This window comes from Pseudomonas sp. (assembly GCF_035512415.1).
In the GTDB taxonomy this organism is placed as follows: domain Bacteria; phylum Pseudomonadota; class Gammaproteobacteria; order Pseudomonadales; family Pseudomonadaceae; genus Aquipseudomonas.
Window position 1 is genome coordinate 1 of record NZ_DATKDZ010000028.1, and the last position, 26,610, is coordinate 26,610.

29 protein-coding genes are annotated in these 26,610 nt (G+C 64.2%); 14 read left to right on the forward strand and 15 right to left on the reverse strand.

Annotated features, from left to right (window positions below; genetic code table 11):
* The 6 genes from VMP31_RS14235 to lipA all read left to right on the forward strand — a co-directional run.
* On the forward strand, window positions 1–984 hold a 984-nt coding region (locus tag VMP31_RS14235; protein ID WP_325508175.1), incomplete at its 5' end, for a class I tRNA ligase family protein.
* A gap of 44 nt (window positions 985–1,028) precedes the next feature.
* On the forward strand, window positions 1,029–1,646 hold the full coding sequence (gene lptE, locus VMP31_RS14240; RefSeq protein ID WP_325508177.1) for an LPS assembly lipoprotein LptE: 618 nt from the start codon (window positions 1,029–1,031) through the stop codon (window positions 1,644–1,646).
* Window positions 1,647–1,703: 57 nt separating this feature from the next.
* Window positions 1,704–2,750, forward strand: coding sequence for a DNA polymerase III subunit delta (gene holA / locus VMP31_RS14245; RefSeq protein ID WP_325508179.1), 1,047 nt, complete (start codon window positions 1,704–1,706; stop codon window positions 2,748–2,750).
* A gap of 79 nt (window positions 2,751–2,829) precedes the next feature.
* On the forward strand, window positions 2,830–2,988 hold the full coding sequence (gene arfA, locus VMP31_RS14250) for an alternative ribosome rescue factor ArfA (RefSeq protein WP_325508181.1): 159 nt from the start codon (window positions 2,830–2,832) through the stop codon (window positions 2,986–2,988).
* Window positions 2,989–3,059: 71 nt separating this feature from the next.
* The gene (locus VMP31_RS14255) at window positions 3,060–4,349 is read left to right on the forward strand and encodes a lytic murein transglycosylase (RefSeq protein ID WP_325508183.1); all 1,290 of its coding nucleotides are present in this window, start codon (window positions 3,060–3,062) and stop codon (window positions 4,347–4,349) included.
* A 156-nt stretch (window positions 4,350–4,505) separates the two neighbouring features.
* The gene (gene lipA / locus VMP31_RS14260; protein ID WP_325508185.1) at window positions 4,506–5,558 is read left to right on the forward strand and encodes a lipoyl synthase; all 1,053 of its coding nucleotides are present in this window, start codon (window positions 4,506–4,508) and stop codon (window positions 5,556–5,558) included.
* A 243-nt stretch (window positions 5,559–5,801) separates the two neighbouring features.
* On the opposite strand, the gene lipB is transcribed toward lipA, so the two are convergent.
* The 11 genes from lipB to VMP31_RS14315 form a co-directional block, all read right to left on the reverse strand.
* The gene (lipB, locus tag VMP31_RS14265; RefSeq protein WP_325508187.1) at window positions 5,802–6,455 is read right to left on the reverse strand and encodes a lipoyl(octanoyl) transferase LipB; all 654 of its coding nucleotides are present in this window, start codon (window positions 6,453–6,455) and stop codon (window positions 5,802–5,804) included.
* Window positions 6,455–6,730 (reverse strand): DUF493 domain-containing protein, encoded by a 276-nt coding sequence (locus tag VMP31_RS14270; RefSeq protein WP_325508189.1) that lies wholly within the window; start codon window positions 6,728–6,730, stop codon window positions 6,455–6,457. The genes lipB and VMP31_RS14270 overlap by 1 nt, the downstream gene beginning before the upstream one ends.
* A 73-nt stretch (window positions 6,731–6,803) precedes the next feature.
* On the reverse strand, window positions 6,804–7,979 hold the full coding sequence (locus tag VMP31_RS14275) for a D-alanyl-D-alanine carboxypeptidase family protein (RefSeq protein WP_325508191.1): 1,176 nt from the start codon (window positions 7,977–7,979) through the stop codon (window positions 6,804–6,806).
* A 124-nt stretch (window positions 7,980–8,103) separates the two neighbouring features.
* Window positions 8,104–9,114: a septal ring lytic transglycosylase RlpA family protein gene (locus VMP31_RS14280; RefSeq protein WP_325508193.1), complete on the reverse strand. Its 1,011-nt coding sequence runs from the start codon at window positions 9,112–9,114 to the stop codon at window positions 8,104–8,106.
* A complete protein-coding gene (gene mltB / locus VMP31_RS14285) occupies window positions 9,114–10,124 on the reverse strand; it encodes a lytic murein transglycosylase B (protein WP_325508195.1) in 1,011 nt (336 codons plus the stop codon). Before mltB ends, VMP31_RS14280 begins: the two co-directional genes overlap by 1 nt.
* Window positions 10,125–10,141: 17 nt before the next feature.
* Window positions 10,142–11,245, reverse strand: coding sequence for a rod shape-determining protein RodA (gene rodA, locus VMP31_RS14290; RefSeq protein ID WP_325508459.1), 1,104 nt, complete (start codon window positions 11,243–11,245; stop codon window positions 10,142–10,144).
* 38 nt (window positions 11,246–11,283) lie between these two features.
* Window positions 11,284–13,173, reverse strand: coding sequence for a penicillin-binding protein 2 (gene mrdA / locus VMP31_RS14295; RefSeq protein ID WP_325508197.1), 1,890 nt, complete (start codon window positions 13,171–13,173; stop codon window positions 11,284–11,286).
* 24 nt (window positions 13,174–13,197) lie between these two features.
* Entirely contained in the window at window positions 13,198–13,665 is a 468-nt protein-coding gene (rlmH, locus tag VMP31_RS14300) for a 23S rRNA (pseudouridine(1915)-N(3))-methyltransferase RlmH (protein WP_325508199.1), read from the reverse strand.
* A gap of 12 nt (window positions 13,666–13,677) precedes the next feature.
* Window positions 13,678–14,049, reverse strand: a complete 372-nt coding sequence (gene rsfS, locus VMP31_RS14305; protein ID WP_325508461.1) for a ribosome silencing factor — start codon at window positions 14,047–14,049, stop codon at window positions 13,678–13,680.
* Between the two features lie 37 nt (window positions 14,050–14,086).
* Window positions 14,087–14,761: a nicotinate-nucleotide adenylyltransferase gene (gene nadD / locus VMP31_RS14310; protein WP_325508201.1), complete on the reverse strand. Its 675-nt coding sequence runs from the start codon at window positions 14,759–14,761 to the stop codon at window positions 14,087–14,089.
* A gap of 2 nt (window positions 14,762–14,763) precedes the next feature.
* Complete coding sequence (locus VMP31_RS14315) at window positions 14,764–16,032, reverse strand: glutamate-5-semialdehyde dehydrogenase (protein WP_325508203.1); 1,269 nt, start codon at window positions 16,030–16,032, stop codon at window positions 14,764–14,766.
* Between the two features lie 294 nt (window positions 16,033–16,326).
* Between VMP31_RS14315 and VMP31_RS14320 the strand changes: the two genes are divergently transcribed.
* Window positions 16,327–17,556 carry an alpha/beta hydrolase gene (locus VMP31_RS14320; protein ID WP_325508205.1) on the forward strand — a complete coding sequence of 410 codons (1,230 nt, stop codon included), beginning with the start codon at window positions 16,327–16,329 and terminating at the stop codon, window positions 17,554–17,556.
* A gap of 135 nt (window positions 17,557–17,691) precedes the next feature.
* Here the strand turns inward: VMP31_RS14320 and VMP31_RS14325 are convergent, their stop codons facing one another.
* Window positions 17,692–18,540 carry a class I SAM-dependent methyltransferase gene (locus tag VMP31_RS14325; protein WP_325508207.1) on the reverse strand — a complete coding sequence of 283 codons (849 nt, stop codon included), beginning with the start codon at window positions 18,538–18,540 and terminating at the stop codon, window positions 17,692–17,694.
* Window positions 18,541–18,603: 63 nt separating this feature from the next.
* Between VMP31_RS14325 and VMP31_RS14330 the strand changes: the two genes are divergently transcribed.
* The gene (locus VMP31_RS14330; protein WP_325508209.1) at window positions 18,604–19,320 is read left to right on the forward strand and encodes a DNA-3-methyladenine glycosylase; all 717 of its coding nucleotides are present in this window, start codon (window positions 18,604–18,606) and stop codon (window positions 19,318–19,320) included.
* Complete coding sequence (locus tag VMP31_RS14335; RefSeq protein ID WP_325508211.1) at window positions 19,317–20,633, forward strand: bifunctional DedA family/phosphatase PAP2 family protein; 1,317 nt, start codon at window positions 19,317–19,319, stop codon at window positions 20,631–20,633. The genes VMP31_RS14330 and VMP31_RS14335 overlap by 4 nt, the downstream gene beginning before the upstream one ends.
* Here the strand turns inward: VMP31_RS14335 and VMP31_RS14340 are convergent.
* From VMP31_RS14340 to VMP31_RS14350, 3 genes are read right to left on the reverse strand one after another with little or no spacing between them, the layout of a single operon-like run.
* The gene (locus tag VMP31_RS14340) at window positions 20,627–21,223 is read right to left on the reverse strand and encodes an LON peptidase substrate-binding domain-containing protein (RefSeq protein WP_325508213.1); all 597 of its coding nucleotides are present in this window, start codon (window positions 21,221–21,223) and stop codon (window positions 20,627–20,629) included. The two genes, VMP31_RS14335 and VMP31_RS14340, sit on opposite strands and share 7 nt — an antisense overlap.
* 11 nt (window positions 21,224–21,234) lie before the next feature.
* Window positions 21,235–21,951 (reverse strand): LrgB family protein, encoded by a 717-nt coding sequence (locus tag VMP31_RS14345; RefSeq protein ID WP_325508215.1) that lies wholly within the window; start codon window positions 21,949–21,951, stop codon window positions 21,235–21,237.
* Entirely contained in the window at window positions 21,948–22,307 is a 360-nt protein-coding gene (locus tag VMP31_RS14350; RefSeq protein WP_325508217.1) for a CidA/LrgA family protein, read from the reverse strand. The genes VMP31_RS14345 and VMP31_RS14350 overlap by 4 nt, the downstream gene beginning before the upstream one ends.
* A 222-nt stretch (window positions 22,308–22,529) precedes the next feature.
* Between VMP31_RS14350 and VMP31_RS14355 the strand changes: the two genes are divergently transcribed.
* The 5 genes from VMP31_RS14355 (at window position 22,530) to VMP31_RS14375 (ending at window position 26,548) form a co-directional block, all read left to right on the forward strand.
* On the forward strand, window positions 22,530–22,985 hold the full coding sequence (locus VMP31_RS14355) for a MaoC family dehydratase (protein ID WP_325508219.1): 456 nt from the start codon (window positions 22,530–22,532) through the stop codon (window positions 22,983–22,985).
* Window positions 22,986–23,103: 118 nt separating this feature from the next.
* The gene (locus tag VMP31_RS14360) at window positions 23,104–24,837 is read left to right on the forward strand and encodes a C13 family peptidase (protein ID WP_414705462.1); all 1,734 of its coding nucleotides are present in this window, start codon (window positions 23,104–23,106) and stop codon (window positions 24,835–24,837) included.
* Window positions 24,838–24,919: 82 nt separating this feature from the next.
* On the forward strand, window positions 24,920–25,561 hold the full coding sequence (locus VMP31_RS14365) for an oxidoreductase (protein WP_325508223.1): 642 nt from the start codon (window positions 24,920–24,922) through the stop codon (window positions 25,559–25,561).
* 28 nt (window positions 25,562–25,589) lie between these two features.
* Window positions 25,590–25,919: a DUF5629 family protein gene (locus VMP31_RS14370; RefSeq protein ID WP_325508225.1), complete on the forward strand. Its 330-nt coding sequence runs from the start codon at window positions 25,590–25,592 to the stop codon at window positions 25,917–25,919.
* Window positions 25,920–25,936: 17 nt separating this feature from the next.
* Complete coding sequence (locus tag VMP31_RS14375; RefSeq protein ID WP_325508227.1) at window positions 25,937–26,548, forward strand: class I SAM-dependent methyltransferase; 612 nt, start codon at window positions 25,937–25,939, stop codon at window positions 26,546–26,548.
* Window positions 26,549–26,610 lie beyond the last annotated feature (62 nt).

Below are 26,610 nucleotides of genomic sequence, written 5' to 3' on the forward strand. Positions count from 1 at the left end.
ATCCTGCACCTGCTGTATGCGCGCTTCTTCCACAAGCTGATGCGCGACGAGGGCCTGCTGTCCTCCGACGAGCCGTTCAAGAACCTCCTGACCCAGGGCATGGTGGTGGCCGACACTTACTACCGCGTGCTGGAAAACGGCGGCAAGGACTGGTTCAACCCGGCCGACGTCGAGCTGGAGCGTGATGCCAAAGCCAAGGTCATCAGCGCCAAACTTAAAAGCGACGGTCTGCCGGTCGAGATCGGCGGTACCGAGAAGATGTCCAAGTCGAAGAACAACGGCGTCGACCCACAGTCGATGATCGATCAGTTCGGGGCTGACACCTGCCGCCTGTTTATGATGTTCGCCTCGCCGCCCGACATGAGCTGCGAATGGTCCGACGCCGGCGTTGAAGGCGCAAACCGCTTCCTGCGCCGCGTCTGGCGCCTGGCGCATAACCACGTCAGCCAGGGCACCGCAGGCGCACTTGACCTCGCCAGCCTGGATGACGAGCAGAAGGCCGTGCGCCGTGCGATTCATCTGGCGATCAAGCAATCCAGCTTCGATATTGGCCAACACCACAAATTCAACACCGCCATCGCCCAGGTGATGACCCTGATGAACGTGCTGGAAAAAGCCGCCCAGAAAACCGCGCAGGATCGCGCCCTGCTCCAGGAAGGTCTGGAAGCGGTAGCCCTGCTGCTGGCCCCGATCACTCCGCATATCAGCCATCAACTGTGGCTGGAACTGGGCCACGACGACGCGATCATCGACGCCCAGTGGCCGCAGGTCGATGAAGCGGCGCTGGTGCAGGACAGCCTGACCCTGGTAATTCAGGTCAACGGCAAACTGCGCGGGCAGATCGAAGTGCCGGCGAGCGCCAGCCGCGAGGAAATCGAGGCCGCCGCCCGCTCCAACGAAAACGTACTGCGCTTTACCGAAGGCCTGAGCATTCGCAAGGTCATCGTGGTGCCGGGCAAGCTGGTTAATATAGTCGCCAACTAAATTACGTACGGCGCGCCGCAAGACTCGCCAAGGGGATAACAAAGATGATCAAACGGAATCTGTTGGTAATTGGCCTGGCCACCCTGCTCGGCGCTTGCGGCTTTCAGTTGCGCGGCACCGGCAGCACGGCGGCAGACTTTGCCCTCGGCGAGCTGGCCGTAAGCGCGCGCAACGCCCATGGCGACACCGTGCAGGAACTGCGTGAAGTGCTGGAGAACAGTGGTGTGCGGGTCTTCCCGGGCGCTCAATACCAGTTGGTACTGAGCAACGAACAAGAGAACCGCCGCGCCGCCAGCTTCACCAGTTCGGCCCGTACCGCCGAATATGAGCTGACCAATACGCTCGAGTACGAGATTCGCGGCAGCAAGAACCTGCTGCTACTCAGCAACAAGCTGGAAGCCCAGAGCTACTACGCCCAGGATGGCAACAACCTGGTCGGCGGCGATCAGGAAGCCCAGCAGGCGCGCAGCGAAATGCGCCGCGAACTGATCCAGCAACTGGTGCAGCGCCTGCAGCAGGTCACCCCGCAGCAACTGGAACAACTGCAGCAGACCGCCGACGCCAAGGCTGAAGCCGAAGCGCAGGCTCTGGAAGCGGCGCGCCAGCAGCGTGCGGCGCAACCCCAGCAGTCGCCCGTGCAACTGCCGATCCCCGTCCAGTAAGCGCGCCGGGCCGCCTCAGGCGGTCCGTCTCGGCAATCCGATGAAGCGCTGCTAGCCATGAAACTCAACGCGGCACAACTGGGCAAACACCTGCAGGGCAACCTGGCACCGGTGTATGTGGTCAGTGGCGACGAACCCCTGCTCTGCCAGGAAGCCTGCGACGCCATCCGCAGCGCCACCCGTCAGCAGGGCTTCAGCGAGCGCCAGGTGTTCAACGCCGATGCAAGCTTCGACTGGGGCAACCTGCTGCAAGCCTGCGCCAGCATGTCGCTGTTCGCCGACAAACGCCTGCTGGAACTGCGCCTGCCCAGCGGCAAGCCCGGCGACAAGGGTGCAGCCGCCCTGCTCGAATACCTCAAGCGTCCCGCCGATGACACGGTGCTGCTGATCAGCCTGCCCAAGCTCGACGGCAGTGCGCAGAAGACCAAGTGGGGCAAGGCGCTGATCGACGGCGCAGACACCCAGTTCCTGCAGATCTGGCCGGTGGACGCCCACCAATTGCCGCAATGGATTCGCCAGCGCCTGGCCCAGGCCGGCCTCAGCGCCAGCGCGCCAGCCGTGGAGATGATCGCCGTGCGGGTGGAGGGCAACCTGTTGGCCGCCGCCCAGGAAATCGAAAAGCTCAAACTGCTGGCCGACGGCAGCCAGATCGATGTCGACACCGTGCATGCCGCGGTGGCCGACAGCGCCCGTTTCGATGTGTTCGGCCTGATCGACGCCATCCTCAATGGCGAAGCCGCCCACGCCCTGCGCATGCTCGACGGTCTGCGCGGCGAAGGCGTCGAGCCGCCGGTGATTCTCTGGGCCCTGGCCCGGGAGATCCGTCTGCTGGCCACTATCGCCCAGCAGTACAGCCAGGGCATCCCCTTGGACAAGGCGTTCAGCTCGGCGCGCCCGCCGGTCTGGGACAAACGTCGGCCGCTGGTCAGCAAGGCCCTGCAGCGCCTTTCCGCGGCACGCTGGGCCGCCCTGCTGCAGGACGCCCAGCATATCGACGCACAGATCAAGGGCCAGGCCGCAGGCGACCCATGGCGCGGCCTGAGCCTGCTAAGCCTGACCATGTGCGGTCAGCGGCTGGGGCTGGCCAGCGACAATAGCCTCTAGCACCGCCCGCTGGACATTTTTTAACCAGAAGCTCATCATCCTCTCGCCGCCCCCCTGCGGTCGCACATGAGGATAGAGCATGGCCAAGAAGCGCAAAGCGGCCCCGAACAAGGCCAAATCCCTGATCGCCCAACCCCTGTTCCGCTGTCGTCAGGAACAACCCGGCAAAGGCAAAGGCAGTTACCGCCGCGAAGCCTCCCAGCAAAACTGGGAGGCTTCATTCGTTCTGGCTGCCTGAAACTGCGCTACAACCCGCATATCGCCTCATTCATGCTAAGGTAGCGGCCTGCAAAATGTGCCGAGACCACCATGCCTTACCTGCTTCTTCGCGGCGTACTCCACACCGCCTCAGCCTGCATCTTCCTGCTCCTGACCGCTTGTGCCGAAGCCCCCGCACAGTCGCTCTCGACTGCATCGCCCCCTGCCCCCGCCCCTACCGCCACGGCCACTCCCAGCCCGGTAATTGCGGCCGTCAGCAGCCCGCTGTTGAGCTTCGAAGAATGGCGCAGCCTGCTGCGCAGTGATGCTATCGCTGCGGGCATCGACGCTGAGCTGTTCGACCGCACCTTCGCCGGCATTACCCTGGACCCGAATGTGGTCAAGTCCGACAGCAGCCAGCCGGAGTTCACCCGCCCCGTGTGGGAATACATCGACGGTGCCGTTTCCGTTTCGCGCATCGCCCAGGGCCGCCTGCTCAAGGCGCAGCATCGGCCGACCCTGAAAGCCATTCGCAGCACCTACGCCGTGGACCATGAAGTGCTGATCGCGATCTGGGGCATGGAAAGCAATTACGGCAGCAATATCGGCAGCCATAACGTCATCCGCTCTCTCGCCACCCTGGCCTATGACGGTCGTCGCCAGGTGTTCTGGCGCAGCCAGCTGCTGGCCGCGCTGCAGATCCTGCAAGCCGGCGACGGCCCAACCCAGGGGCTGATCGGCTCATGGGCGGGGGCCATGGGTCAGACCCAGTTTATGCCGACCACCTTCAATCAGCATGCCGTGGACTTTGACGGCGATGGCAAGCGCGACCTGTGGAATTCCGCCCCCGACGCCCTCGCTTCTGCCGCGCACTATCTGCAAGCTTCGGGCTGGGAAAACGGCCAACCCTGGGGCTTTGAAGTAAACCTGCCGCAGGGCTTCGATTACGCCCTGGCCGATCCGGAAGTACGCCGCAGCCTGGCGCAGTGGCGCACCCTGGGGATCAACCCGGTCAGAGCCATCGATGCCAATGAGCAGAGCCTGGCGACGCTGTTTCTGCCCGCAGGTCATCGCGGCCCGGCCTTTCTGCTGCTGAACAACTTCCGCAGCATCCTCAAGTACAACAACTCCACCGCCTATGCACTGGCCATCGGCCTGCTCAGCGACTCGCTGGATGGCAACCCGGGCGTGCAGGCTGCATGGCCGCGCAGCGACCGCCAACTGGGCCGCAGCGAGCGCATCGAACTGCAGGAACTGCTGACCAGCAAAGGCTACGAGCCAGGCCCGGCGGACGGCATCATCGGGGCCAATACGCGCAAGGCGGTACGCGCCTTCCAGCAGAGCCTGGGCCAACCTGCCGACGGCTATCCCAGCCATGAGCTGCTGCAGCAACTCAGATAAGCGCCCGCGCAGCGCCCCAACGCTGTGCGTCTGCCACCTGCGGTCCGCCTGGACCGCACGGCGCTAGCCAGACTGAACAGTCAGCTTCTGTGATAAACTGCGCGGCGGCCACAAGCCGCCTCGTCCACGGAGCCTCTAGCGGAGCCCAGATTGCCGATGTCCGATACCTCCCCGCCTAAAAACGTCGCCAGCGGCGAAAAATTCCGCACCACTCAGGGCATCACCGCGATCAAGGACGGACAGAAGCGCCGCGCCTCAAGCGAACCCCAGGTGTTTGAACCCAAGCCAAAATGGCTACGAGTCAAGGCACCCGGCGGCAGCCGTTTCGAAGCGGTCAAGCGCAATGTCGGCGAACACCGCCTGAGCACCGTGTGCCAGGAATCCCACTGCCCGAACATGGGCGAATGCTGGTCCAACGGCACCGCCACCATCATGCTGATGGGCTCGGTGTGCACCCGCGCCTGCCGCTTCTGCGCGGTGGATACCGGCAACCCCAATGGTTGGCTGGACCTGGAAGAGCCGCAGAACACCGCCAAGTCGGTGGAGCTGATGGCGCTGCGCTATATCGTGCTGACCTCGGTGGACCGCGACGACCTGGACGATGGCGGCGCTGCGCACTACGCCGCCTGCGTACGAGCGATCAAGGAGCGCACCCCGCAGGTGGTGGTGGAAGCCCTGACTCCGGACTTCGACGGCGACCTGCAGGCCATCGAGCGCGTAGTGGATTCCGGCCTTGAGGTATTCGCGCAGAACGTCGAGACGGTCAAGCGCCTGACCCATGAAGTGCGCGACCCCCGCGCCGGCTATGAGAAGACCCTGCGCGCGCTGGAACACGCCAAACGCCATCGTCCGGCGATGCTGACCAAGACCAGCCTGATGCTGGGCCTGGGCGAGACCGACGAGGAAATCATCGAGACTATGGATGACCTGCGCGCCATCGGCGTGGACATCCTCACCCTCGGCCAGTACCTGCAACCGACCCGCAATCACCTGGCGGTCAAGCGCTGGGTCAGCCCGGAAGAGTTCAACAAGTTCCGCGAAATCGGCCTGGCGAAGGGCTTTATGGAAGTCGCCGCCGGCCCGCTGGTACGCTCCAGCTACCGCGCCGACAAGGTGTTCGAGAAGAACAACCTGGGCCTGGCCGCCCCTGTACCCGTGCCGGGCCAGCAGGTCGACAGCAGCCTGATTCCGACCCTCAATCTGAGCTGATCGGGCCTTACAACGCCTGGCCCTGGGCTTTGCCTGGGGTCAGGCGTTTGTTTATCCACAATCAGGCCATTGAAAGGGGCTATGTCCCCGTACCCTGTTGCGCTCAGGCATCGCCACCCAGGTGTGGAGGCTGCTTCGTAGGGTGCGCCGTGTGCACCAACACCAACACCAACACAGGTGCAGTCACAGACGCCTGGTGCGCACCGATTGCAGGCCCCCTGCGTACGGAGGATAAGCCAAGGCTTAGCAGTCTATTGCGCCCTTCAGGGTCTGCTGCTCTGGATAGTCGAGGTGCTTGACCAACTGCTCACGCAGCCGCGCACTGACTTCGGAAAGCGCTATCGTCCCATCCACCTGATCGGCCAGCTGGGTCATGGCCATACCGGCATAACCGCAGGGGTTGATGCGCTGAAATGGCTGTAGGTCCATATCCACATTTAGCGCCAGGCCATGGAAGGAGCGGCCATTGCGGATGCGCAGCCCTAACGAGGCGATCTTCGCCCCATCCACATACACCCCTGGGGCATCCGGCTTGGCGTTAGCGTTGACGCCATAGCTGGCGAGCAGGTCGATCAGGCTGCGCTCGATCCGGCTGACCAGCTCACGCACGCCAATACCGCTGCGGCGCACATCCAGCAGCAGGTAAGCCACCAGTTGGCCAGGGCCGTGATAGGTCACTTGACCGCCGCGATCGACCTGCACCACCGGAATATCGCCCGGAAACAGCACATGCTCGGCCTTGCCGGCCTGGCCTTGGGTAAATACGGGAGAGTGTTCGAGCAGCCAGATTTCGTCAGGCGTATCCGCGCCACGGGTGTCGGTAAAGCGCTGCATCGCGTGCCAGGTAGGCTCGTAGTCGACCTGGCCCAGCTCACGAAAGCCCAGCGGCAGGCTCATCAGAGCACCATATGTACGATGCCGGTCGCGCGCAGGGCGCTATTGATATCGCGCAACTGGTCTTCACCGGTTGCCTCGATGTGCAACTGCACAGTGGTGTATTTGCCATTACTGCTCTGGCGCTCGGCCAGGGTACTGAGATCGACCTTGGCATATTTGCTAAGGATTTCGATCACCATGTCCTTGTAATTGGCACCACTGTCGCCAACCACCTTGATCGGGTAATCGGCGCAGGGGAATTCGATTTTGTGCGATTTGACGTCAGGTTGATTCATGGCAGTAACGGCCTCGTAAGCCGTGGCAACAACAACGCCCTTGCGGGTCGGCAGGGGCGTGCAGGTCACGCGATTAGTTGAACAAGCCGAAGAAGAACAGGCGAATGCTATCCCACAGACGGCGCATGAAACCACCCTCCTCGACGGCCTCCAGGGCCACCAAGTCGGCGCTGTGCACCACCTCGTCGCCCAGCTTGACCTCCACCTTGCCGATCACATCACCCACGGCGATTGGCGCAATCAGTTGGGGATTCAGGGTCATGCCGGCCTGGAGTTTTTCCAGCTGGCCTTTGGGCAGGGTCAGACTCAGGTCTTGCGCCAGGCCAGCCTTGAGCTGACGCGTGGTGCCTTTCCAGACCTGGGTCTGAGCCAGTTCCTGGCCTTGCTTGTAGAAGGTGCGGGTTTCAAAGAAACGGAAACCATAGGTCAGCAGCTTCTGGGTTTCAGCGGCGCGGGCCGACTCGCTGTCGGTACCGAACACCGAGGTGATCATGCGCGCACCATCACGTACGGCCGAAGCCACCAGGCAGTAACCGGCTTCCTGGGTATGACCGGTTTTCAGACCATCGACGGTCTTGTCGCGCCACAGCAGCAGGTTGCGGTTGCCCTGCTTGATGTTGTTCCAGAGGAACTCCTTCTGCGCGTAGATGGCGTAATGCGCCTGGTCTTCGTTGATGATGGCGCGCGCCAGAATGGCCATATCGCGGGCACTGGAATAGTGCTCCGGATGCGGCAGACCGGTGGCGTTCATAAAGTGGCTGTCGCTCATACCCAGACGCGCAGCGGTTTCGTTCATCATGTCGGCGAAGGCGTCTTCGCTACCGGCGATGTACTCGGCCAGGGCAATGCTGGCGTCGTTACCGGACTGAATGATTACGCCGTGCAGCAGGTCATCCACGCTGGCCTGGCTGTTCAGCGGCAGGAACATGGTGGAACCGCCGGAGGCTGCGCCACCGGTGCGCCAGGCGTGCTCGCTGATGGGCACCATATCCTGCTCGCCAATCTTGCCCTTGCGGATTTCCAGGGTGGCAATGTATGCAGTCATCAGTTTGGTCAGGCTGGCCGGCGGCAGACGCTGGTCGCCATTGTTCTCCAGCAGCACTTTGCCGCTGGCGGCGTCGAGCAGCACATAGGATTTGGCGGCCAGTTGCGGCGGTGCCGGAATCGCTTGCTGGTTGGCCCAGGCCGCTGGTGCGCCGAGCAGGAGAAGTGACAAGAAAACGCGTTGCGCAAAGCAGGTGATATTCATCCGTCTCTCTAGGTTGCTAATGGTCAAACAAGCCCCTAGGGGCCAATTCAGATGGCGCGCCCGGCAGCAGAGCTGCCTGCGGCGCATGAGTGCTTAGTCTTGTGGGCGGGCAATAAGTGCCGCCTTAATCCGCCCGGACCAGCGTCGGCTGGCCGAGATTGGCCATGCGCACGCTGTCCTGCAGCTGCTCAGCCTCGCCCGGGCTGTTCAGCGGCCCCAGCCTTACGCGGTGGAGAAGCTGCTGGTTGCGCGTCACTGAGCTGATGAACACCGGGGCAGCCACGGCCTCGCTCAGTTTCGCCCTGAGCAGCTCCGCAGCGTCCGGATTGGCGAAGGCTGCTACCTGGAGATACAGGCCAGAGGCTACGACTGAATCGTTTTTTTTTGCGTCGATCTGCACAGGCACCACGGCCGCGGCGTGCTGCTGCGGGGGCGGCGTGTACTGCTCGAAAGGCTGCACCACCGGCTGCGCCACGGTCTTGACCTGCGCAACCTGCTGCGGCTGGGCCAGGACCATGGGCACTGGCTGACCCTGCTGGGCCCACCACTCATGGGGGTCGATACCCTCAACCTTGACCCGCGCGGTGCCGCTCTCGGCATAGCCGAGCTTCTTGGCTGCAGCAAAGGACAGGTCGATGATGCGGTCGGAATAGAACGGCCCACGGTCGTTGACCCGCAGGATCGCGCTCTTACCGTTTTCCAGATTGGTCACCCGCACATAGCTGGGCAGCGGCAGGGTCTTGTGGGCGGCGGTCATGCCGTAGAGGTCATAGGTCTCGCCGTTGGCGGTGGCCTGACCATGGAACTTGGTGCCGTACCAGGACGCCGGGCCGGTCGCCTGATAGCGACGGGCATCCTGGATCGGGTAGTACTGCTTGCCGAATACTGTGTAGGGGCTGGCCTTGACCCGCCCGTAATGGGGCATGGGGGTCGCGTCGGGAATCCGCGAGACATCCACATCCCACCAGGGCGCGCCGTCCTTGTGTGGGCGGTTGAATTCGGACGGTCCGGAAAGTGCACCGCCAGGCTGCACCACCGGAGCCACCACCGGCTGCGGCGCACGACTGGACGAACAGCTGGCCAGGAGCAGCGCCAGGCTGCCCGCGGCGGCCAATTTAAAGGACAGACTCGACATCAATTATTACCCCGCGCATCGACCAGCAGCTCGGCCAGCTGGTTCACCGCCATTGCATACATGACACTGCGATTGTAGCGGGTGATCACGAAGAAGTTGGGCAAGCCCAGCCAGTACTCGTCGCCTTCAGCCCCTTCCAGACGGAAGGCCGTTACTGGCAACTCGTCGTTCAGCGGGTCGGCGCTGGTCCAGCCCAGGCCGCGCAGCTCACCGATATTCTTCACCGGGTCGAGGCCGACAGTGAGGCCTTGCTCGGCCTGCTCACCCGTGACGGTGGCGGCGCTGACCACAGGCTGCCCAGGCTGCCAGTGGTGATGCTTGAAGTAACTGGCAACGCTGCCGATGGCATCCACCGGGTTGGTCCAGATATTGATATGGCCATCGCCGTCAAAATCCACAGCGTAAGCACGGAAGCTGCTCGGCATAAATTGCGGCAGGCCCATGGCCCCGGCGTAGGATCCGGTCATTTTCAGCGGCTCGACCTGCTCTTCACGGGTCAGCAACAGGAACTCACGCAGCTCCTTGCGGAAGAATGGTGCGCGCGGCGGGTAGTCGAAGGCCAGCGTCGACAGCGCATCCATCACTCGCCAGCTGCCGGTATTGCCGCCGTAGAAGGTTTCCACACCAATGATCGCTACGATCACCTCTGGCGGCACACCGTACTCAGCCTCGGCGCGAGCCAGGGTTTCCTCGTGCTGCTGCCAGAACTCGACGCCTTTGCTGATGCGTTTGTCGGTGATAAAGATCGGCCGGTAATCCTTCCACGGCTTGGCCTTCTCCGCCGGACGCGAGATAGCATCGAGGATCGCCTGCTTACGTTCGACTTCGGCAAACAGCCCAACCAGTTGCTCGCCGGCAAAGCCATAGTCACGGGTCATTTCGCCGATAAATTCAGCCACCTGCGGCGACTGCTGATAATCCGCGGCCAGTGCGGGTTGAGCCACTGCGTACACCCCAGCCAACGCCAGCCAAGGTGCCGTACGTACCATCCAACCACGCGCGTTTTGCATTGAATTCATAATCCTAATCAAGCTTGCGTCATCCACTTACGGTGAGTGTGGATCGACATCAAAATTCCAAACCCTGCCAACAAGGTGATCAACGAAGTGCCGCCATAGCTGATAAAGGGCAATGGCACACCGACCACCGGCAACAGGCCGCTGACCATACCGATATTGACGAAGACATAAACGAAGAACGTCATGGTCAGCGCGCCGGCAAGCAGCTTACCGAACAGCGTCTGCGCTTGCACGGTAATCACCAGGCCGCGCGCGATCAACAGCAGATACACCAGCAGTAACAAACACACGCCGACCAGGCCGAACTCTTCAGCCAGCACCGCGATGATAAAGTCGGTGTGACTTTCCGGCAAAAAGTCCAGATGCGACTGGGTACCGGCAAGCCAGCCCTTGCCCCACACCCCGCCCGAACCGATGGCAGCCTTGGACTGGATGATATTCCAGCCACTGCCCAGCGGATCGCTTTCCGGATTGAGGAAGGTCAGCACCCGCTGCTTCTGGTACTCACGCAGTACGAAGAACCACATGCCGATGGCAATCGGCACCACAGCGGCCGCCGCGCCGATGATCCAGCGCCACTGCAGGCCTGCCATAAACAGCACGAAGAAACCGGAGGTGATGATCAGCAGCGAGGTGCCCAGGTCCGGCTGCAAAAGAATCAGCACAAAGGGAATGACGATCAGCGCCATGCTCACCACGATGTGCTTGAAGCGCGGCGGCAGGCTACGCCGAGCCAGGTACCAGGCGATGGTCGCCGGCATGATGATCTTCATGAATTCAGAGGGCTGAAAGCGGATCACCCCGGGAATATTGATCCAGCGCGTCGCGCCCATCGCGTTGTGGCCCATCACGTCTACCGCCACCAGCAGGCCCACCCCGGCGAGGTAGGCCAGGGGCACCCAGCGCGCCATAAAGCGCGGTTCGAACTGGGCGATGATAAACATACCGACGAGACCGATGCCGAAGGAGCTGGCCTGCTTGACCAGCAACTCGATGTTCTTGCCACTGGCCGAATAGAGAATAAACAGGCTACCTGTGGCCAGCACCAGCAGCAGGAGCAGGAGAATGCCGTCGACATGTACGCGCTGCAGCAGGCTGGCACGCCTGCGCATCAGGTCCTCGGTGGACAGGTTGCGGTCAAAATTGCTGTTCATCGCGGGCTCACCTTGGCTGCCACAGGCGGAGCAAACTCGGCCTTGAGTTGGCCATTGTCGTCCAGCAGCCAGGCATCCATCACCTGTTTGACCACCGGCGCGGCCACGCCGGAACCGGATTCGCCATTTTCCACCATCACCGATACGGCGATTTGCGGATTGTCTGCCGGGGCGAAGGCGACGAACAGGGCGTGGTCGCGATGGCGCTCCTGGACCTTGTTGCGGTCGTACTTCTCGCCCTGCTTGATCGCCACCACCTGGGCGGTACCGCTCTTGCCGGCGATGCGATAGACCGAACTGTCGCCGACCTTGCGCGCAGTGCCACGTGGGCCGTGCATGACCTGCTCCATGCCGAAACGGCCGCTGTCCCAATAGGACGGATCGCGCAGCACGATATCCGGCAGCGGGTCTTTATCCACCGGGATCGCGCCCTGGATGCTCTTGGCCAGGTGCGGGCGAATCCACTTGCCGCGGGTGGCCATCAGCGCGGTGGCCTGGGCCAGTTGCAGTGGCGTGGTCTGCATGTAGCCCTGACCGATACCGAGAATCAGCGTTTCGCCCGGGTACCAGGCCTGACGATAGCGCGCCCGCTTCCACTCGCGCGACGGCATCAGGCCAGCGGTTTCTTCGAACATATCCAGGGAGACCCGCTGGCCGAGGCCAAAACGGGTCATGTACTCGTGCATGCGGTCGATGCCCATCTTGTGGGCCAGGGAATAGAAATAGGTGTCGTTGGAACGGGAAATCGCCAGTTCCATATCCACCCAGCCGTCGCCGTTGCGGTTCCAGTTGCGGTATTTATGGCTGTGGTTGGGCAACTGATAGAAGCCGGGATCGAATACCCGGGTCGAAGGCGTCAACACCCCGGCGTCCAGGGCGGCCACCGCCATCATCGGTTTGATAGTCGAGCCGGGCGGATAGAGGCCACGCAGAACCCGGTTGTACAGCGGCCGGTCGATGGAGTCGCGCAGGTCGGCATAGGCCTTGAAACCGATGCCGGTAACAAAGGGGTTGGGGTCGAAACTCGGTTGACTGACCATCGCCAGCACTTCGCCAGTCTGTGGCTGAATCGCCACGATGGCCCCGCGACGGCCAGCCAGAGCGGCCTCGGCGGCCTCCTGCAGGCGTACGTCGAGGCTTAGCACGATGTCCTTGCCTGGCAGCGGGTCGGTGCGTTTGAGCACTCGCAGCACCCGACCACGGGCGTTGGTTTCGACTTCCTCGTAGCCTACTTCGCCGTGCAACTCGTCCTCATAGAAGCGTTCGATACCGGTCTTGCCGATATGGTGGGTGCCGCTGTAGGAGATCTTGTCGAGCTTCTGCAACTCGGCTTCGTTGATTCGCCCGACATAGCCCACCGAATGGGCGAAATGCTCGCCCTGCGGGTAATGCCGCACCAGTTGCGCCACCACCTCAACCCCCGGCAGGCGGAACTGGTTGATCGCGACTCGGGCAATCTGCTCCTCGGAGAGCTCAAACAGCACTGGCACCGGTTCGAAGGGGCGACGCCCCTGGCGTACGCGCCGCTCGAACAGCGCGCGCTCGTCGCCGCTCAGCTCCAGCACCTCGACAATCACGTCCAGCACCTGCGCCCAGTCGCCGGCACGTTCGCGGGTCAGGGTCAGGCTAAAGCTGGGGCGGTTGTCGGCGATGATCACGCCGTTGCGATCGAAGATCAGCCCGCGGGTCGGCGGCAGCGGCTGCACATGGATACGGTTGTTTTCCGCCAGGGTGCTGTGGTGTTCGTACTGCACCACCTGCAGGTAGTACATGCGCGCGACCAGCACGGCGGTCAGTAGCAAAAACAACGCAGCACCGACCAGCGTCCGCCGACGAATCAGGCGAGCGTCTTTTTCATGGTCCTTCAGGCGAATGGGCTGCGGCATCGATGACTGCTGATTACTGGCTGATTATTTGTGATAGGGGTGGCCAGACAGAACTGTCCAGGCCCGATAAACCTGCTCGCCAATCAGAATCCGCACCAACGGGTGCGGCAGGGTCAGGGGCGACAGCGACCAGCGTTGTTCGCTACGCGCTTGCACCTCAGGTGCCAGCCCTTCCGGGCCGCCGACCATCAGGTTGACGGTGCGCGCATCCAGGCGCCACTTGTCCAGCTCGACCGCCAACTGCTCGGTGCTCCAGGGTCGCCCTTCGACTTCCAGGGTCACAATGCGTTCCCCGGGTGCGACCTTGGCCAGCATGGCCTCGCCTTCCTGGCGGATCATCCGCGCCACATCGGCATTCTTGCCGCGGGTGGTCAGGGGAATTTCCACCAGCTCCAGGGACAGCTCGCTGGGCATGCGCTTGGCATATTCCTGCCAACCTTCTGCCACCCAGCGCGGCATCCGCGAGCCAACGGCGATCAGTTTGATCCGCACCGCTGCGCGTCCTTATTCCTGCTCGGGGCCGGTTTCGGCGCTGAACTGCGCACGGCTCTGCTCGGCACCCTGCCACAGACGCTCGAGGTCATAGAACTGACGCGCTGTCGGCAGCATCACGTGGACGACGATATCGCCGAGGTCGAGCAGTGCCCACTCGCCGGTATCCATGCCTTCGGTACCGATCGGGCGCACGCCCTGTTCCTTGACCTTCTCCAGCACGTTGTCGACCAGCGACTTGACGTGACGGCTGGAGGTGCCGCTGGCGATCAGCATAAAGTCGGTGATGCTGGTCTTGCCGCGCACATCGATGGTGGTGATGTCCTGCGCCTTGATTTCTTCCAGGGCAGCGATGGCCAGTTTGACCAGATCTTCGCTCAACATTTTTGCCTTTGTCATAAGTAGCTCGTTTGCCTCGTGTTCAATTCGCGTCACGGTAAAGGCCGTGGGCATGGATATAGGCCAGCACCGTGTCGGGCACCAGATAACGCACCGACTTTCCGCTCGCCAACAATGAGCGGATCTGGGTAGCGGACACCGCCAGGGGCGTCTGCCAGATAAAGGAAATCTGCCCCGCCGGCCCCTCCAGGGCCAACGGGTCGCTAATACTGCGCGCCGCCAGCAGGTTGCGCAGGCTTTCCGGCGCATCGCTGTCGGCATCCGGGCGCTGCAACACCAGAATATGGCAGTGCTGCAATAACTCGTCCCAGCGGTGCCAACCGGGCAGGCCGCAGAAGGCATCCCAGCCAAGGATCAGAAACAGCTGATCCTCTGCAGCCAACTCCGCGCGCAACGACTCCAGGGTGTCGATGCTGTAGGACGGCTTGTCGCGCTTGAGTTCGCGATCGTCCACCCGCAGCGGCGACACCCCGGCAACCGCCAGCTCGACCATGGCCAGGCGGTCGACGGCACGCACCTGCGGCTCGCCGCGATGCGGTGGCCGCGCACTGGGAATCAGGCGCAGCTCGTCGAGCGCCATCAACTCGGCGACTTCCACGGCGCTGCGCAAATGACCGATATGCACCGGGTCAAAGGTTCCGCCCAGCATGCCGATGCGTCGGGCGTCGCTACGTCGGGCGTCGCTACGCCTGGCCACTGTTATAGGGTCTGCCCGCGCAGCTGGCCGTCGCCGATCACCACATACTTCTCGCAGGTCAGGCCCTCCAGGCCGACCGGGCCGCGGGCGTGCAGCTTGTCGGTGGAGATGCCGATCTCCGCGCCCAGGCCATACTCGAAGCCGTCGGCAAAACAGGTCGGGGTATTGAGCATCACTGAGCTGGAGTCCACTTCGGCGAGGAAGCGCCGGGCGCGGCCCTGGTGTTCGGTGACGATGGCATCTGTATGGTGCGAACCGTAGTGATTGATGTGTTCGATTGCCTGCTCCAGGCCATCGACCACGCGAATCGACAGGATCGCGTCCAGGTATTCGGTGTTCCAGTCGTCTTCTGTTGCCGGCTTGGCTTCGATCAGCGCACAGGTGCGCTCGCAGCCGCGCAGCTCGACGCCCTTGTCGACAAACAGTTGCGCCATACCCGGGAGAAACTGCGCGGCGATGGCCTGGTCGACCAGCAGGGTCTCCATGGCCCCGCAGATGCCGTAGCGGTAGGTCTTGGCATTGAAGGCAATCGCCTGGGCCTTGCCCAACTCGGCCAGGGCATCGACATAGACGTGGCAGATGCCGTCCAGGTGCTTGATCACCGGCACCCGGGCGTCACGGCTGATGCGCTCGATCAGGCCCTTGCCGCCGCGCGGCACTATCACGTCGACGAACTCCGGCATGCTGATCAGTGCGCCCACCGCGGCGCGGTCGGTGGTTTCCACCACCTGCACCGCCGCCGCCGGCAGCCCGGCCTCGGCCAGACCACGTTGAATGCAGGCGGCAATCGCGCGATTGGAGTGGATGGCCTCGGAACCGCCGCGCAGGATGGTGGCGTTACCCGACTTCAGGCACAGGCTGGCGGCGTCGATGGTCACATTGGGCCGCGACTCGTAGATGATGCCGATCACACCGAGCGGCACGCGCATCTTGCCCACCTGAATTCCCGACGGGCGGTAGCTCATATCGCGGATCGCGCCCACCGGGTCGGGCAGACCGGCGACCTGACGCAGGCCTTCGATCATGCCGTCGATGCGTGCCGGGGTCAGGGCCAGGCGGTCGAGCAGGGCCGGCTCCAGGCCGCTGGCGCGACCGGCGGCGAGGTCCTGTTCATTGGCAGCGGTCAGTTCGGCGCGCGCCGCGTCCAGCGCACTGGCAGCGGCCTGCAGGGCACGGTTCTTCTGCGCGGTACTGGCACTGGCCACCACGCGCGAAGCTTGGCGAGCGGCCTGTCCCAGGCGGGTCATATAGTCGAGCACGGACTCAGTCATGGGCAACGAAGGTCTGGCAGCTGGAAAAAGTCGCTGAGTATATACGCTCGCGCAGCCTCCCGCCCAGCGCTGCCGGGAGCCCGCCGCGCTTAATCGAGCAGCGCTGACAAGTGGTAAACAGCCTGTCCGCCCGCCCCTGCGGTAACGCCGCCCGGCCACGGCCGCCCTGGCATCGCGAGAAACAGTGACACCTGGCTCACTCAGCCGCCCGAAGGTTAGGTAAACAAAAACCGCCCGAATGTTTACCTTGCAGGAAAACCAGCACAGACGGCTATGCGCCGGGGTGAGAGAGCCATGCACTACCGTACCGATTACAACCCTGCATTACTGACCACCGCCCCCCGGGTGCTGCAGCTGGGTGATTGGTGCCTGCACTACCAGGCCTACGCCAGCCGCAGCAACGACCGGCGCGCGCCCGTGCTGCTGCTGGGCGGGGCCTTTCAGAGCTTTCGCTCGTTCGCCAGTGAAGTCGCCGAGCTGCTCGGCGATCACCCGGTGATCCTCCTCGACCTGCCCAGCCAGGGCGGCAATCTGCAGCTAGTGCCAGAACTGAGCCTGGAACAGCTCGCCGACTTGATCGCCGCCTTTGCCGATGAACTGCAATTACCGCCGCTGATGCCGATAGGCCTGTCCTACGGCTCCGCCCTGGCCGCCCTGTTCGCCGCACGCCACCCCCGCCACTGCGCCCGCCTGCTGCTCGCCGGCATCACCGCCTTTGGCCGCCCCGGTGCCCGCCTGCTGCTGCAAGAGGGCCTGGCGCTGCTCGCCGAGGGCAACAACCAAGCCTTTGCCCATGGTGCCCTGACCGGCCTGCTCAACCCGCTGCGCCTGCAGCAGACTGGCGTTGGCGCGGTGTTTCGCAAGGCCCTGCTGCGGCAAATCCAGCGTTTGTCGCCCGCTGATGTGGAACGCTACCGGCAGAACAGCCAGCGCCTGCTGGACTTCCAGGGCTTCCGCCAGCACCCGACCTGCCCGACCCTGGTTCTGGCCGGCGAATACGACCATTTCACCCAGCCCTGGGAACACGCCCAGTTCGCCGCGGATTGCGCCAGCGCCAGCTGCGCCCTGATCCACAATGCCGACCACCTGGCCCAGTTCGAACAGCGCGCCGCCTGCGCTGGCCTGTATAGCCCGTTTCTGCGCGGCGAAGCGCTGCCCCAGCACAGCCCGGGCAGCAGCCTGCTGGCGCGCGGGCAGCTGCGTCAGCTGGAAAGACGCCACGAACCGCGCCAGGCACCCAGCCATCGCCAGGCCCGCCTGCGCCATATCGAGGGCGGCGAGTGGACGGTGGACGTACGCGAACTGGGCTTTTTCGGCGGCCTGCTGCGCGGCGACCTGCCCCAGGAGCTGGCACCGCGCGGCTGGCAACTGCTGCACAAGGACCTGCCGGCGCAACCCCTGCTGCCGCTGCGCCATGACGCGAACGGCCTGGCCTTTGTCTTCCCCCACAGCGACCAGCAGGCCAGCCAGGCCATGGTCGAGCAGTTCCAGCCCCACGGCCTGCCCGCTGCGGCCTGCGCCTGAAAGTTCAACAGATAGGGCGCGCCGCGCGCACCGGGGTCGACCGCAGGCTCCGGTCAAAACCCTAACAGTGAGAAATGGCTAGCTAAACCTGGCAACGCAGATAGTTTTTCAGCAACAGCCCCAAGCCGGCGCGCTTCAGGTGCGCGCTTCGATCACCCGGACCAACCCCTCGTTCTTGCTCGGCGGCAGCCCTAGCGCCAGGGCCGTGCGACTCGGGTCGAAGACCTCGACCGAGGTGAAACCACAACGGCTAAAACCTTCCACTATGGCTGCCTCATTGCGGTAATGCAGCGGGTAGCTGCCACGGGTCAGCCGGCCGACCAGGCCCACGCCCAAGCGTAACTGGCGGTAGCGCGGGTGCTCGCGTAGATCCGGGTACAGCTCGGTCAGGTAGGTGGCCTGGGGAAACTGGCGCAGCTGGTCGGCCAGGCGCGCCCAGAACGACTCGATCAGCGACAGTTCGAAATAATTCACCAGCCCCTCGGTAATCACCACCACCGGCTGGCTGCGATCCAGCTCGGCGAACAGACTGGCCAGGCATTGATTGCCGTCCGCAGCCAGAATGTCCACCGCGCGCACCCGATGCCGGGCACCCAGCCAGCCCTGGGCCTGCAGCAACTGCTGCTTGCGCGCAGCCATCAGCGGCAGATCAGCCTCCAGGTAGCGCAACTGCGGGTAGCGCGCGGTAAAGCGCCGCCCGCGCGGCGACAGGCCGCAAGCGATCTCCACCACCTGACAAACGCCGCCGTGCTCGATTGCCGCGGTCAGCTGCGCGTCGATCTGCAGATGCCGCTGCAGCAGAAACTGCTCGAGATCCAGGTCGAACCCCACCCGCGCGCCCCAGGTAATAGGAGCCAGCAGACCATGCACAAAACGCCCGAAACCGGTCACGAATGCCGGCTCCGCCAGGCGATGGCGGTACCAAACGTAACCGGTGTAATGGGCGCTGGGACTGATATGGGCGCTACTGGCACGTTCAGACATGGTTCAGGCTCTTATTGTTATGATCGCCTGAGCCTATGCCCTGCCGCCCACCAGTGACACCGGATGCCACACGAACCCAACCTTAGTTTGCCCTGGCCCCACGGCCGCACGCTGGACAATGCCTTCTTCGACCGCGATGCGCGCCTGCTCGCCCGCGAACTGCTCGGCAAGGTGATCCGCCACAAGCACGGTGAACGCTGGCTGAGCGTACGAATCATCGAGACCGAAGCCTATTACCTCGCAGAAAAAGGCAGCCACGCCTCCCTCGGCTACACCCACAACCGGCGGGCATTGTTCGCCGATGGCGGACATATCTATATGTACTACGCACGCGGCGGCGACTCGCTGAACTTCAGCGCCCAGGGGCCCGGTAACGCGGTGCTGATCAAGTCCGCCCTACCTTGGCTGGACGCCCACTCGGATGACGCCAGCCTGGCGCAGATGCAGGCCAACAACCCGGACGCCCAGGGCCGTGCACGACCCGCGGAAAAACTCTGCGCAGGCCAAACCCTGCTGTGCCGAGCCATGGGCCTGAAAGTGCCGCACTGGAACAGCCAGCGCTTCGACCCCGAGCGCCTGTTTGTCGAGGACTTGGGCATCCGCCCCACACAGGTGGTGCAATGCACGCGCCTGGGCATCCCCCATGGACGCGATGAACAGCTGCCCTACCGTTTCGTCGACGCCGACCTGGCCCGTTACTGCACACGCAATCCGCTGCGCCGCGGGCAGGTCGCCGGCCGTGACTTCCACCTCCTCAACCCCCAGGACGCATCGCTATGAGCCAATGGTTCGACAGCCTGAACCTATGGCTCGGCAGCAACCCGCAATGGCTAGGCCTGGCGATCTTCCTGATCGCCTGCATCGAGTGCCTGGCGATTGTCGGCATCCTGGTGCCTGGCGTGGCCCTGCTGTTCGGTGTCGCCGTGCTGGCCGGCAGCGGCACCCTGAGCCTCGGCGAAACCCTGTTGCTGGCTTATTGCGGCGGTGTGCTGGGCGATTGCCTGTCCTACGCCTGCGGGCGTTACTTCCACCAGGATATTCGCCGCCTGCCCGGGCTGCGCCACAACCCGCAGTGGCTGGCCGGGGCCCACGGCTACTTTCAGCGCTACGGTGTCGCCAGCCTGCTGGTGGGGCGCTTTATCGGCCCACTCAGGCCCATGCTGCCGATGGTCGCTGGCATGTTCGACATGCCGGCGGGGCGCTTTATCCTGGTCAGCCTGCTGGCCTCGGCCGGCTGGGCCGTCGCCTACCTGCTGCCCGGCTGGGCCACCGGTGCCGCGCTGCGCCTGCCGCTGCCACCGGGTTTCTGGCCGCAGGCCGCGGCCATCGGCGGCGCACTGGCCCTGGGCATTGCCCTGAGCTGCCACAGCAGCCTGAGCGACAAGCGCCATGCCAGCCTGCTCGCCGCCGTCTGCAGCCTGCTGTTATTGCTTGGCCTGATGCTCGGCTGGCCGCACCTGAGCCAACTCGACCAGGGTTTGCTGGCCCTGATCCAGGCGCAGCGCAGCGCAGCGCTGGACGGCCCGATGGTGCTGATCACTCGCCTCGGCGACTTCAACACCCAGCTGGCCGCCGCCGCGCTGCTGTGCCTGCTGTTGCTGCTCAGCCGTCAGTGGCGAGCGCTGAGCTTTGCCTTCCTCGCGCTGCTCGGCACGGCACTGGCCAATGGCACGCTGAAGACCTTCTTCGCCCGCAGCCGACCCGAAGTGCTGCTGGAGCCGCTGAACAGCTTCAGCTTCCCCAGCGGCCACAGCTCCGCGGCCTTTGCCTTCTGTCTGGTGCTGGCGCTGCTGGCCGGTCGCGGCCAGCCGCCGCGCATGCGTCTGGCCTGGTTGCTGTTGAGCAGCCTACCGGCGCTGGCCATCGCCGGTTCGCGAATCTATCTGGGCGTGCATTGGCCCAGCGATATCCTCGCCGGGGCCGTGCTGGCCGCCAGTTTCTGCGCCCTGAGCCTGACCCTGGTGGAATGGCGCACGCCGCTGCCGGCGCTACCGGCCAGGCTCTGGTGGCTGCTGTTGCCGGCCTGCCTGGGCCTGCTCGGCAGCATCGCCACCTGGCAGTGGTCGGCCGGGCTGTTGCGCTACGCCTACTGAGTCGCGCCCGCCTGGCCCTGCAACTGCTCCAGCAACTCATGCAACAGGTCGAGCCGCTGCAGCGGCTGATCCAGCGCCAGCAGCTGCAGCTTCTGCTCGGCCTCCAGCGGCAACAGATAGGCCAGCTGATTGGCCAGCGAGGCCTGCCCGACGGGTTCGGCCTGCATGCCCAGGGAGGCCACCATGGGGTGCTCGCTCAGGGCACCGAGCAAGGCGGCTAGATCCGCATGTTCGCCCAGCAGCGGCTGCTCGTCCTCGTCCGCCAGCCACTCGACCTCGGCGACCGTGAGCTGGTCGGGCAGCACCTGGGCACGCAGCACCCGCAAGCGCCGCCCGCCTTCCACGCGAATGCCCAGCAGGCCATTGGGCAGCTGCTGGAAATCGCGAATCAGCGCCTCGCAGCCGATCGCCGCAAACTGCCCGGCCGCCTCGCCCACCTCGACACCATCGATAATGCAGACCACGCCAAAGCCCTCGCCCTGCTTCATGCAGCGGCTGATCATGTCCAGATAGCGCGCTTCGAAGATCTGCAAATCCAGCGTACAGCCGGGAAACAGCACGGTATTGAGCGGGAACAGGGGTAGCGCCATGGTTGCCTCCTTTAGAGCAGAAAAAGAATTGCCAGCGGCAGCAAAACCGCGGTAAACACGCCCATCAGGCTCATCGCCAGGGCCGCAAAAGCCCCGCACTCTTCGCTTTCCTGCAGGGCCCGGGCGGTACCCACGGCGTGGGCCGTCAGCCCCAACGCCATGCCCAGCGCGGCCTGATGATGGACGCCGCAGCGTTTGAGCAGCGAGGGCCCGACTATTGCGCCAATCACCCCGGTAATCATCACGAACACCGCCGCCAGTGCGGCGATGCCGCCAATCTGGCTGGCCACCAGCATGGCAATCGGCGAGGTCACCGACTTGGGTGCCATGCTCATCAACATGATCTGCTCGGCCCCGAAAGCCCAGGCCAGGCCCACACCCATGACCGTGGCGAACACCCCGGCGATCAGCAGGGTGATCAGGGTCGGCCAGAACAGCTGGCGAATCCGCCGCAGATTGAGGTACAGCGGCACCGCCAGAGCCACGGTGGCGGGGCCGAGAAACAGCGTCAGGGGGGCAACGCTGTCGCGGTATTCGGCGAAGGTCAGCCCGCAGGCCAGAAGAATCCCGATCACCGCCAGCATCGACACCAGCACCGGCTGAAGGAACACCCAGCGGGTGCGCTCGTAACCGGCAATGGCCAGTTGGTAAACCCCCAGGGTGATGCCCACGCCGAACAGCGGGTGATGAACCAAGGCCTGCCAGGCGGCGTGCCATTCAAGGTTCATGGGACCTCCCGACGCTGCTGGCGATCGATCAGTTTCTGCATCAGCCAGCCGGCGAACACCACCGAGACCAGCAGCGACAGCAGCAAGGCCCCCACCACCGCCCAGAAATCCGCGGCGATATCCGAGGCGTAGGCCATGACCCCGACCGCGGGCGGCACCAGCAGCAAAGGCAGGTATTTGAGCAGGCTGCTGGAGGCCAGATGCAGGGACTCACCCACCTCGCCGCGCAGCAGCAGGAAGGCAAATAGCAGCAGCATGCCGATGATCGGCCCCGGCAACATCGGCAGGAGCAGGACATTGATGACAGTGCCGAGCAGCTGACAAAGCACCAGCCAGGAAAGGCCGCGAAGCAGCATGATGAACAATCTCCGAATCGTATAATGCCTAGGCGCAGTGCCGCGCATTATAAGCAGAAGCGCCCGGCAAGGGCCGGGTTACAGCGCCCGCGCACTTTCATCAGGGCCACTGTACGAGCGCCCACAAGTCTCTTGACCGCGACGCAAACCCATGATGATCTTAGGGCAGAAGGATTTACGCCCCCAAAAAAACAACAAAACCCGCGTCTTCAAGGAGAAACCATGCCCTTAGTACCCACCGCCGAACTGCAAAGCTATATCGGCAAAGAACTCGGTCGTTCCGAGTGGATGACCATCGATCAGGAACGCATCAATCAGTTTGCCGAATGCACGGGCGACCACCAGTTCATTCACGTCGATCCGGAAAAAGCCAAGCTCACCCCCTTCGGCACCACCATCGCCCACGGTTTCCTCTCGCTGTCGCTGGTACCCAAGCTGATGGAGGGCATCATGATCATGCCCCAGGGCCTGAAGATGGCCGTCAACTATGGCCTGGACAGCGTGCGCTTTATCCAGCCGGTCAAGGTCAACTCCAAGGTGCGCCTGGTGGTCACCCTGACCGACGCCAACGAGAAGAACCCGGGCCAGTGGCTGCTCAAGGCCAAGGCCGTACTGGAAATCGAAGGCTCGGAAAAACCGGCCTATATCGCCGAACCCCTGACCCTCTGCTTCGTCTGACCCCGCCCGCAACAAATCAGGCGCGCCATCCCCGGATCGCGCGCCTTGCTTTTGGCCTGTAGCGCCAGGCACACAGCTTTGTCTTTAAGGCATACTCGCCCACAACCTATCGCTCTGGATGTTTGTCATGCGCCGCCTCGTTTACCTGGCTCCGCTGAGCCTCGCCCTGCTGCTGAGCGCCTGCGGCAGCGGCGAACCCTGGTTGCCGGCAGACGCCGTGCTGCCCGATGGCAGCCGCTATCGCGGCGAGTTGGTCGATGGCCTGCTGCAAGGCCAGGGCCGCCTGGACTACCGCAATGGCAACTATTACCAGGGCGAGTTCAAGGACGGTCTGTTCCACGGCACAGGTGAGTGGCACGGGGCCGATGGCGAACACTACAGCGGTGAATTCCAGCACGGCAGCTTCCACGGCCAGGGCCGCCTGCAGCACAGCAACGGCAGCCATTACCAGGGTGCGTTCAGTGCCGGCCAGCGCAGCGGCGAAGGCCGTTTCAGCAGCGCCGAGCTGAACTATAGCGGCGCATTCGCGCAAGGCCTGTACGACGGCCCGGGCAAGCTGGAGTGGCTCGCTGGCGGCAGCTATCAGGGCCCGTTCAGCCGCGGCGAACCCCACGGCCAGGGCGTCCTTATCGACGCGGAAGGCAACCAGTTCAGCGGCCAGTTCGAACAGGGCCAACTCAAAGGTCCAGGCAGCTTTACCAGCCCGGAGGGCGATCACTACAGCGGCGACTTTCTCGACACCCAGTTCCATGGCAAGGGCCGCTACCAGAGCGTGGACGGCGAGGTCTGGAGCGGCCAATTCGTGCGTGGCAGCCTGAGCGGTGCAGGCGAATTCCACGGCAGCGACGGCAGCCTCTATCAGGGCCAGTTCCGCGACTGGCGCTACCACGGCGAGGGGCGCTTGCGCCTGGCCGATGGCAGCGTCTACCAGGGCCGCTTCGCCCGCGACCGATACAACGGCGAGGGCCGCCTGACCCTGGCCGACGGCAGCAGCCTCGGCGGTACCTGGCAGGCCGGCCAACGCCTGCGCGACGAGCAGGATGTGCTGCTACCCGACCCGCTGGAACTCGGCCTGCTAGAACAGGGTCGCCTGCTCGATAGCGCCCTCGCAGCCCTGCCCGCTTCGACCCCGGCCATCGAACTCTACGCCCTGACCCTGGCCGGCGACGGCAAGCAAAGCGTGTTTATGCGCGAAGCCGATTACGTCGCCAAGCTGCTCGACGAACGCTTCGCCGCCCATGGACGCATCACCCTGGTCAACCACCGCGACCACCTGGCCGAACGGCCGCTGGCCACCCGGGAAAACCTCAGCCGTGCGGTGCAAGCCCTGGCCGAGCGCAGCGGCCCGGAAGACCTGATCTTTATCTACCTGACCAGCCACGGCTCGGCCGCCCACGAGCTGAACCTCGACCAGCCGCGCCTGCAACTCAACGACCTGCCCGCCAGCGCCCTGGCGACGGTGCTTGAACCGCTCAAGGAGCGGCACAAGGTGCTGGTGATTTCCGCCTGCTACTCCGGCGGTTTTATCCCGGTGCTGCAGGACGACAAGACCCTGATCATGACCGCCGCGCGCGCCGACCGCGTGTCCTTCGGCTGCTCGGAGGAGAACGACTTCACCTACTTCGGCCGCGCCCTGTTCGCCGAGGCCCTGGAGCAGACCGATGATCTGCAGCGCGCTTTCGAGCTGGCCCAGGCCAGCGTCGCCGAACGCGAGAAAAGCGAGGGCTTCGAGGCCTCCGAACCACAAATCTGGAGCGCCGAAGCGGTGCTCGCACAATGGCGCAAACTGCGTGAGCAGCAGGACCATGCACCGGACAACAGCCTCGAGAAAACCCCCGCGCCCAACTCATGACCTGCAGAGAAAGCCGCCCGCCGCCCCGCACGTTCTGCCAACGCCTGTTAAGCTGATTGATATCAGCGGAGAGCCCTAGACCATGTATTTGACGCCCCAGCACATCCTTCTCGCCGGCGCTTCCGGCCTGACCGGCGAGCACCTGCTGGACCGCCTGCTTAACGAGCCCACCGTTGCCCGAGTGCTGGCACCCGGCCGGCGCGCGTTGGCGGAACACCCGCACCTGGACAACCCCCAGGGCGAACTGCTGGACCTGCTGGCGCAACTGAACGGCCCGATAGACACCGCCTTCTGCTGCCTGGGCAGCACCCTCAAGCAGGCCGGCTCGCAGGAAGCCTTCCGCGCCATCGACCACGACATGGTGCTGGCCTTCGCCCGGCGCGCCCGCGAACTCGGCGCGCGCCACCTGCTGGTGATCAGCGCCCTGGGGGCCGATCCCGCCTCCGCGGTGTTCTACAACCGGGTCAAGGGCGAAATGGAACAGGCCCTGCGCGCCATGGACTGGCCGCAATTGACCATAGTGCGGCCTTCCCTGCTGCTCGGCGCACGCCAGGAGTTCCGCCTCGGCGAGCGCCTGGCCGCGCCCTTTATGCGCTGGCTACCCGGTAAGTACCGCGGCATCAAGGCCACGGTACTGGCCCGAGCCCTGTGGCGCCTGGCCCTGGAAGAGAACGGCGGCATCCGCGTGATCGAATCCGGCCAGTTGCGCCGCCTTGGCCGCTAACCGCTACGGACACCTGAACGGACACCTTATGAGCGCCCACCCGGACAATCTGATCGCCGCCCTGGCGGCTGCCGACATGCTGGAAATCGACGACCTGCACGCCTGGCAATTTCGCCTCGACGAGGCCCAGCTGCAAGGCAGCGGCGACGCACCCTTGCTCAGCATCGAGTGCATGGATGGTCGTGCCCTGCGCAAATGGCACTTCAGCCTGGCCCAGGTGCAGGCCGCCCGCCACGACGCCGCAGACGACTGCTGGACGCTGGACAGCGCCGCCGGCACGCATCGCCTCAAGTGCTTTGCCGCCATCAGTGGCGATAATGACGACGCGCCGGACGACGCGGCCAACGACGGCGAATAACCCGCCAAGGAACCGCCATGGGTCTGTATGAGCGCTACCTGCTACCGCACCTGATCGACTTCGCCTGTGGCATGGGCGAGGTGATGCAGGCCCGCGCGCAAACGGTGCCTCAGGCCCATGGTCGGGTGCTGGAAATCGGCATCGGCAGCGGCCTCAATCTGGCGTTCTACGATGCCGCCAAGGTCAGCGCGATAGTCGGCGTCGATCCCAGCGCCGACATGCAGAAGCTGGCCAAGGCGCGCGCCGCCGCCATTGCCATCCCGGTGCAGATGATTGCTCTGGAACTGGGCCAGATCCAGGCTGAGGACGCCAGCTTCGACAGCATCGTCTGCACCTTCACCCTGTGCACCATCCCCGACGCCGTGGCCGCCCTCAAGGAGATGCGTCGGGTGCTCAAGCCTGGCGGTCGCCTGCTGTTCTGCGAGCACGGCAAGGCCCCGGACGCCGCCGTGCTGCGCTGGCAGAACCGCCTGACGCCGCTGTGGAAACCCCTGGCCGGCGGCTGCCACCTCAACCGCGATATCGCCGCGCTGCTCGCCGCCGGCGGCTTCAATATCGGTCAACTGCAGCACCGCTACCTGAAAGGCCCCAAGGCCATGACCTATCTCTATCAGGGCTGGGCCACCTAGCCAATTGCCAGCATGCGCCGGCAACCCCCTTAAATCCTGACTATCGTTAGGCTCTGGACTTA